Source organism: Aquimarina sp. RZ0, assembly GCF_008370685.1.
Classification (GTDB): Bacteria; Bacteroidota; Bacteroidia; order Flavobacteriales; family Flavobacteriaceae; genus Aquimarina.
In genome coordinates this window covers 24,866-32,700 of the sequence record NZ_VTZU01000073.1, presented here as the reverse complement: position 1 = coordinate 32,700, position 7,835 = coordinate 24,866, and the positions used below count along the sequence as shown (strand labels likewise).

Below are 7,835 nucleotides of genomic sequence, written 5' to 3'. Positions count from 1 at the left end.
AAGAATACAAATTGAAAATCAATAGTTTGAGGTTCTGAGGACACTTCAAATGATGAGAATATCGAGATATTTTAATTATTTGAAGTAAGCTCACGGTTCTTAAAATATTTGTTTTCAGGAAGTAAGGCTTTTAAACAAGCTCTAATATAGTTAATTCCTGTCATAATATATTAAGGAGTTTTTATAATACTATGATGAATAGGTTAGTTTTTATTTATGTAAAGAGGCAGAATACACGTATTTATTCTGCTTCTTTTTTTAGTAGCATAATCTTTTTATCAAAAATAGGTTTTGGTAAGAAATACCATTTTAGTTTGAAACCAAATTCTGTAAATCTAAAACCAGCGGCTGTAGCCGATGCAATATTACTATACTTTCCATAGATGTTGGTTATAAACCTATTCGAAAACCGATATCCTAATTTGCTTTCGGCTCTAAAGGTAGTGGATGCAGGATCTTCTTCTACAAATTGCTTTCCTAAAGCAGCACTGATCTGAAAGAACCATTTTTTTTGAGGATCACTCACTAATTCGGCAAATATTTCGGTCAGATGAAATTTTTCTGGGCTAAAATATGTTGTAGGTACCTGATTGGCAAATGAGATGTATTGATAATTGATCCCTGTTTTGAGTACCGGACGACGCAAAATAGAATAATATAATGATGTAAATACCAGATTTCTTGTATTATCATCTGTTTGCAATGTGTACATATATTGTGTAAACCAACCCAGATTAAAATTGGTACTTAGGTTATAGTTACATAAATAATGGTTCATTAAAATTTCGCGATTGATTAAATCCGCATTAAAATTTTGTAATTCCCTTCTGTATCCAATATCTAAATTATGAAGTCTGAAAGGTTTGGTTTTTATTATGATCTCTCCCAGAAGTGATGTAAATGTATTGGTGCGTCCGTTGGCACTAGTGACACCTATATTTCCTGACATAGAAATTCTTCCGTTCCAGATATAATTCAATCCTGCAGATATAGTATGAGATTTGGCATCAATTGCGGTTTTTTCATTTTTGGTAGTACGATAGGTATAGCTTGCTGTTGTTTTAAATTTGGTAGAAAATGGTATTTCTGAGTTTAGATACAGACTTACAGCTTCATTATCACCATTGTCAAAAGTGAAGGTTGTTTTTTCTTCTATAAAAGGCGTATGAGATTTCTTTAGCGTTTGTATTAATTTTTCTGCATCTGGCTGTTTTGGATAAAAATGTAATGTTTTAAAAGCATATTCATAAGCCTTCATATCGTTTGCAGTTGCGCGATAGGCATTAGCAATACCTAGATTGCCATCAAATGAACTTTCTGATACAGAAAGTATCTGAGTATAGTTTTTGATACTTTTCTTAAAATGACTAGTGTACATGCCACTGCTGGCAGATAATGATAATACACTGTTATTATTCGGGTATGCTGATTGTAATTTCTCTATTTCCTGAGTAGCTGTAGAAAATTTCTGATTCCATAAAAGTGCCTGGATGTATCGCTCTTTTGCAGAAAAATATAGTTCAGCATCACTATTAGCATATCTTTCTGCCTTTTTAATGTTTGTCCTTGTAATTTCTAAGGCTTTTTTTTCTTTATGTTTTTGATGTGCTATCAGTGCCAATCCGTTCATAGCGATAATACTATCCTTTGTATTAGTAGCAATTTCTTTATATACAGCTGTGGCACTATCGAGTTTTTTTGTAATCAGGTATATATTGGCTCTGTTTAATTGAGTATCCTTATCGTTGGGGAAATCAACAAGATTTTGAGCTAGCATAGCCAAAGCTTTTTCATATTCTTTATTCTGAGATATTTGATTGGCATATCCTAATCGGATATATTTTCTAGAGATTAATGCATTTGCATTTCCCTTTTGTAAATTCAATGCTTTGGTTACTTCCTTTAATGCCAGAGGGTATTTTTTAAGATTGGAAAGCGTATTTGCATACCCGAGGACAGCAGGGAAACTAGTGGGTTGCTCATCTGTAAGTTTTTTGTAGAAGGGTTCAGCTTCAGGAAATTGTCTATCCCATAATAAAGATTCAGCATAATTTAGTTTGATCTCAAAATCTTCTGGAAACTGATTTCTTAGCGCTGTAAAAATTAAAATTGCCTTTTCTGAATCCCCTGATAATCCTACAGCTCTTCCATAACATAATTTTGCAGTTTTGTTTTCTGGGTATTCTTTTAGTATGTTTTCAAAAAAAAGTGAAGCCTCTTTGTATTTTCCAGTTTCCAGAAAATTAAACCCTTCTTGCATGTCTTGCGCCAAAATGATAGAACAAAACATAAAAAGAAATGAGCACGTGAATTTATCAACCATAAGAAGATTTTTCTTAATTAAGGTATGAAGTTAGTCAATAGTATCTTATAAAAAGATTTTTTCCCTTATAAAAATGATGTTTTTGAGTAAAAATTCCCTTTAAAAAGATTGTATTAAGGGGGAAAAACCCCTTTTTTTTACGTTAAGGTTTGCAAGTTTCAAGTCTAAAATAGTTAATTTGTAGTACTATTCCTTCTTTTTAATGGTTAACAAATGTTAAAATTTAAGCTAAATACATTAAAAATAGACGAAATACACATTTCTTTAACATAACGTAAAAATAGTGTGGTTTTTCCGTATACGTCGATTGATTGACTATATTATCTTTACAACAGATTAGTAATGAGAGCTCAACACTAATTGTAACGTATAAACAGAATCTTCAGAAAGCCCCAGAAGAAAGTTTAATTAAAAAAATAATTGAAAACGTTTTAAAAAAGAACGAATATTATTTTAACATATTTTACATCCTTGCCCATCCATCGTCACTTGTAAAGTATGCCTAAATCGTAGAAAAATATAATGAAAAAGACAGGAATTATTGTTCCATGCTATAATGAGTATTATAGACTGGAGAAGGAGAAGTTTTGCAATTTTTTAAACAAAAATGCTAATTACCACTTATGTTTTGTGAATGACGGAAGTACTGATAAGACTTTAGAAATGCTTCAAGAACTGAAAAAAAGAAATCATCAAAAAATCTCAGTAATTGATCTAGAAGTTAATCAAGGTAAAGCGACCGCTGTTCAGACAGGTGCCAATTACCTTAACTCATTATCGTATATAGATAATATTGCATTTTTGGATGCCGATTTATCTACATCACTGGAAGAACTAGATAATTTAGTGCAAAAACTGAATAGTGATGATAAATTAACTATGGTTTTTGGATCCAGAAAGGCAGAAAATGCGAATCAGATTGAAAGAAGCCCTGTTAGAAAGTTCTTATCCAATTTTGTAGGATTTTTTATTCAATTTATTCTTCAATTGCCAATTAAGGATACTCAATGTGGAGCCAAAGTTTTTAAGAAAGAGATTATAGAAAATATTTATCATAAAAGATTTATAAGTCGTTGGTTGTTTGATATCGAAATATTCTTGAGACTTAAGAAACATATAGGGTTAAAAGACTTGTTACATTCAATCAGTGAAGAACCCCTTGATAGTTGGATAGAAGTAGAAGGGTCTAAAATAACACTTAAAGATTCGTTTCTCATTCCTTTTAATTTGATCTTAATATGGGCCAATTATTTTAACATCAATACCCATAGTGGGAATGCCTCAGATATTTTTAATCTAAAAACACAGATGTATATGGTTAGATAACTACTTTTTTTAAATTAAAAATACAGTGTAATTTATATAAAGTAGCATATCACTCATCAAATGATGTAGACCGCTTACCTATACTTAAGTTGCATTTATCGAATACGTAGGATTGCTTTCTGCCATAAGCAGTAGCTTTAAGCTAGATAAACCTAATTTCTGATACCTATTATGAAAAAAATTACCTTATTAATACTATTATTTTTTACTATAAGTTTTGTCCAATCTCAACAATCTTTTGATTGTAACGAAGCAAAATTTTACCAAGTAATTTCCGGATCTCTAAGATCTTATGACCCTATCACAGGAACTTATTCTGCTCCCTTACATACAACACCTAGCTATAATGCCGGGGGGTATAATACGGTAGATGATTACCTCTATGCCATTAGAAGCAGTGACAAACACTTATTACGAATAGGAACAGATCAAGTCATTGATCTGGGAGCTGTTGCATCTAATGGAAGTACCGAATTTGGTGGAGGATATGCAGCAGATATTGATAATGAAGGAAATTTATGGGTTTTCCAAAATAGCTTGGGGAGACAATCTTTTCATAAAATTGTTAACCTCCAGGATTATGACGGCTCTACTGCACCTACTTTTGAGATCATAGTAGCTGATCAGGCATCTCCTAATACATGTGCAGATATTGTTTTTATTAATGGTAGCCTTTATGGAGGTAGTAAGAGAAATGTTTATAAGTGGGATTTGTCTGGAGGAACACCGGTTTTTAGTTCTAAGACGGTTACGGATTTACCTAATGATACTTTTGGAGCTTGCTATACAGATACTAGTAATAGATTGTATGTATCTAGTAATAAAGGAGGGTTACATCTAATAAATGATTATGAAGCAACATCTCCATATGCGACATTGCTTAATAATACAGAAGTGACTAACCAGAATGATGGTTTTAAATGTGCTGCCGGAGTGTCTCCAATTGATGCAGATGCAGATGAGGTATTGGATCCTTTTGACAAAGATACAGACGGAGATGGTATTCCTGATATTGTAGAAGGAGGAGGGATTGACCCTTATGGCGATGATGATAATGATGGAATATTTAATTATTTAGATGCCGATTTTGGTAATACCTGTAATAGTGGAGTTTCTCTTGCATTTGATACGGATAGAGATGGTGTTCCTAATGTATTAGATCTGGATAGTGATAATGACGGGATATATGATATTGTAGAAGCCGGATTAGGAAACTATGATACCAATGGCGATGGTATGTTTAACATCAATGATACCGGTTTTCAGGATTCTGATTTTGATGGAATTGCTGATATCGTAGATGTCGATCAAACGGGGATTGTATTTTTTCCAGATGATACCGATGGTGATTTAATATATGATCCATACGATATAGATTCAGATCAAGATGGAATAATTGATCTTATCGAAGGTCAGAATAGTGCGAATTTTGTGGCATTATCTGGTTCTGATCAGGATAGAGATGGTATGGATGATAGCTTTGATGCAGATCAGGGAGGTGTGCCTCAAGGATATCAAAATACAGATAATACTGATATTCCGGATTTCCTGGATACAGACTCTAATAATGATGGAATACTGGATACCGTAGATGCATATGATACCAATAGTGATGGTATTGCTGATACAATAATAGCAAATAATGATTTTGATCAGGATGGTCTGGATGATAATTTTGATACAAAAGAATCTGTTTTTGATGCAGATAATGGAGATCAGAATCCTAATAGCTTTCCTATAGCTAGTATTGGAGAACGCTATCAATATTTGGGGACCTATGATGTTAATGGAGTACCTGATTATTTAGTAACAAACAGAGCTATTGACTCAGATATCATAACAAAAATAGATACAGCACTACCAGAAGGAAGTGCGGTTTCAGAGTTGAACCCTAATTATATTTATGGAGGATATGATACAGATGTTATTTTAGAAAATACAACCAATATCTCAATCACCTTTATAAGCGAAAATACAACATATCAAAATACCCTAGGGTATTATACATATGATATCAATTCACCATTAAATCAGGCACCTTCTCCAGAAGATATTACGATTATTCTTCCTAATGCATCCGCTTCCGGAAGTAATGGAGGATTAGATTCTGGAAATACTGTAAACCTGGGTAGTTTTCCTGCTAATACAGGAATTGGATGGGTTTTATTGGCTGATTCCTGGAATAACAATGCGATAGACGAAGGTGTCTGGCAGTTATATTCTCAAACAAAATTCAATCCGGAATGTGATGAAACATTACAACCACATAATGTATTATTAGCAGATACGTCTAGTGAACAGCTTATACTTGGTTTTGAAGATTTGAGGAGAGATTATCCAGGAATTGATCACGATTTTAATGATATTCTGTTTTCTATTAAGGCGGATCAATTTTCATCCATTAAAACAACGAATATTCCTGAATTAGAAAAACAAAGACAAGTTACCTCTGGTAATGACGGAGGACTGGAAAGTAATGGTGATTTGGCAAGTCTGATCGCTAAAAGAAATTTTACAAGATCAAAGACAAATAAAGTTTATAATAAGAAAAAATTACAAAAATCATTTAATCCGTCTGATGTATCTTATAAAATAGGAAATAATCGGGATTTGAGTGTTTATTTTCCACAAACAGGCGCTTCTGGAATCGAAACTTCTTTTGTATCTACTCCAGAAGATTTGATAGGGATTACGAATGCACAATCTGTGTTTTCTATCGATTATTATGATGGAGAAAGTCGAGTAGGAGCGGCCCTGGCAACCCTAACGAATGGGAGTGTATATGATCATTCTAAAACGATATGTGATCGGTTGAATGGGTCAGTTTTAGAAGATATAAGAACAGTAAGAGTTCGTAACTACACGCTGGTAAATACAAAAATAAGAAGATCCTCTGGAGAAGTAGAGCAAGCCTTGCATTTTTCTATAAGATTAGACGAATTTCAGAATGAATTATATAGTTTATGGAACATTGACCAATATCCGCAGGGAGATTATCTTAATTTTCAGATCTGGGGAGGTTCTATTCCACAAGCAGTAAATATAGCTAATACTATTATTGATAAACTTTTATCAGAAAAAGGATTGGGTAAAACATACCTCCGATCTAATATACCATTAGTCTTTGTTCAGCAAGGATTTTATAGAAATGGAAGCCTTGTACTAGATATTGTAAACAAAGAACAAGCTACTCAAATTAATTTTAGAGGGAATAAAAGAGAAACAGAATTATCCGAAGAAGAATTAATTACAACCTCAGTTTCATTATCAGGAGCCTACACTGAAAAAATCACAATTGAGACAGGACACTTGTTTGATATTGGATTTGCTATTGCAGATGATACAAACAAAACAGATGCCTTATATCTTGCAGATGGTCCGTGGGGATTAGATTATCAGGAAGAAAGTGTAGAAGTTACTGATTTTACTATTCTTAAAGGTGAAACTAGCGAAGAAGCTACAGAAAATTACTATGCGATAGAGAGAGAGGTTACCGTAGATGGAACTCTAAAGGAAACACTAAATATCTTCAGAAATATAGTTGGAGGAGATTTATCTTTGGACGTTTCAGAATATAGCGGATTAGAATTTGAGCTATTGACAGACAAAGAGGTAGAGGTTATTCTTATTACTGATGAACTGGTAGATTGGAATGAACGATTTAGATATACTATCCCGGTAGGAGAAACAAAACAAATACATACGATACCATTTTCAGACTTTACAAATCCTAATTCAGAAAATGCTTCCGAAATAGAAAATGTAAAAAGTATCGTATTCTCAATTCAAGGAAATTATACAGATTTCTCTTCTTTCGAAATAGCAATTGCTAAACTTGCTTTTACCGGTATCAAAGCAGTTGAGCAAACCGAAGGACCAACTTCAGGAGTGAGTTTAAGTAAGGTTTTTAACTATCCGAACCCTTTTCAGCAAACAACAAGTATTGTAGTGCCTGATGAACATAAAAAACTGAGTATATGTGTTATGGATATGCTAGGTAGAGTTGTACAACAGGAAGAATTGAACGTCTCTGTGGATCAACCCAAAACAACAACGTTTACTTCCAAAAACCTGAACCGGGGAATGTATAAGTATATACTTGTCGGGGATGGAAACAAAGAGTATATAGGAAGCTTTCTATTATACTAGTTATATAAGTAAGAAGGATGCTTGATGACTTGTCATC

3 protein-coding genes are annotated in these 7,835 nt (G+C 33.1%); 2 read left to right on the top strand and 1 reads right to left on the bottom strand.

Annotated features, from left to right (window positions below):
• Window positions 1-241: 241 nt before the first annotated feature.
• Window positions 242-2,323: a hypothetical protein gene (locus F0000_RS21790; protein WP_149626843.1), complete on the bottom strand. Its 2,082-nt coding sequence runs from the start codon at window positions 2,321-2,323 to the stop codon at window positions 242-244.
• Window positions 2,324-2,845: 522 nt separating this feature from the next.
• Here F0000_RS21790 and F0000_RS21785 point away from each other — a divergent pair.
• Together F0000_RS21785 and F0000_RS21780 are read left to right on the top strand one after the other, a co-directional pair.
• A complete protein-coding gene (locus F0000_RS21785) occupies window positions 2,846-3,649 on the top strand; it encodes a glycosyltransferase (RefSeq protein WP_149626842.1) in 804 nt (267 codons plus the stop codon).
• Between the two features lie 171 nt (window positions 3,650-3,820).
• Window positions 3,821-7,798 (top strand): DUF4114 domain-containing protein, encoded by a 3,978-nt coding sequence (locus F0000_RS21780; RefSeq protein ID WP_149626841.1) that lies wholly within the window; start codon window positions 3,821-3,823, stop codon window positions 7,796-7,798.
• The last annotated feature ends 37 nt before the right edge of the window (window positions 7,799-7,835 follow it).

Coding starts and splice junctions, on each gene's coding strand:
- F0000_RS21790 (WP_149626843.1), bottom strand. CDS start 2,323: ATGGTTGATAAATTCACGTGCTCATTTCTTTTTATGTTTTGTTCTATC.
- F0000_RS21780 (WP_149626841.1), top strand. CDS start 3,821: ATGAAAAAAATTACCTTATTAATACTATTATTTTTTACTATAAGTTTT.
- F0000_RS21785 (WP_149626842.1), top strand. CDS start 2,846: ATGAAAAAGACAGGAATTATTGTTCCATGCTATAATGAGTATTATAGA.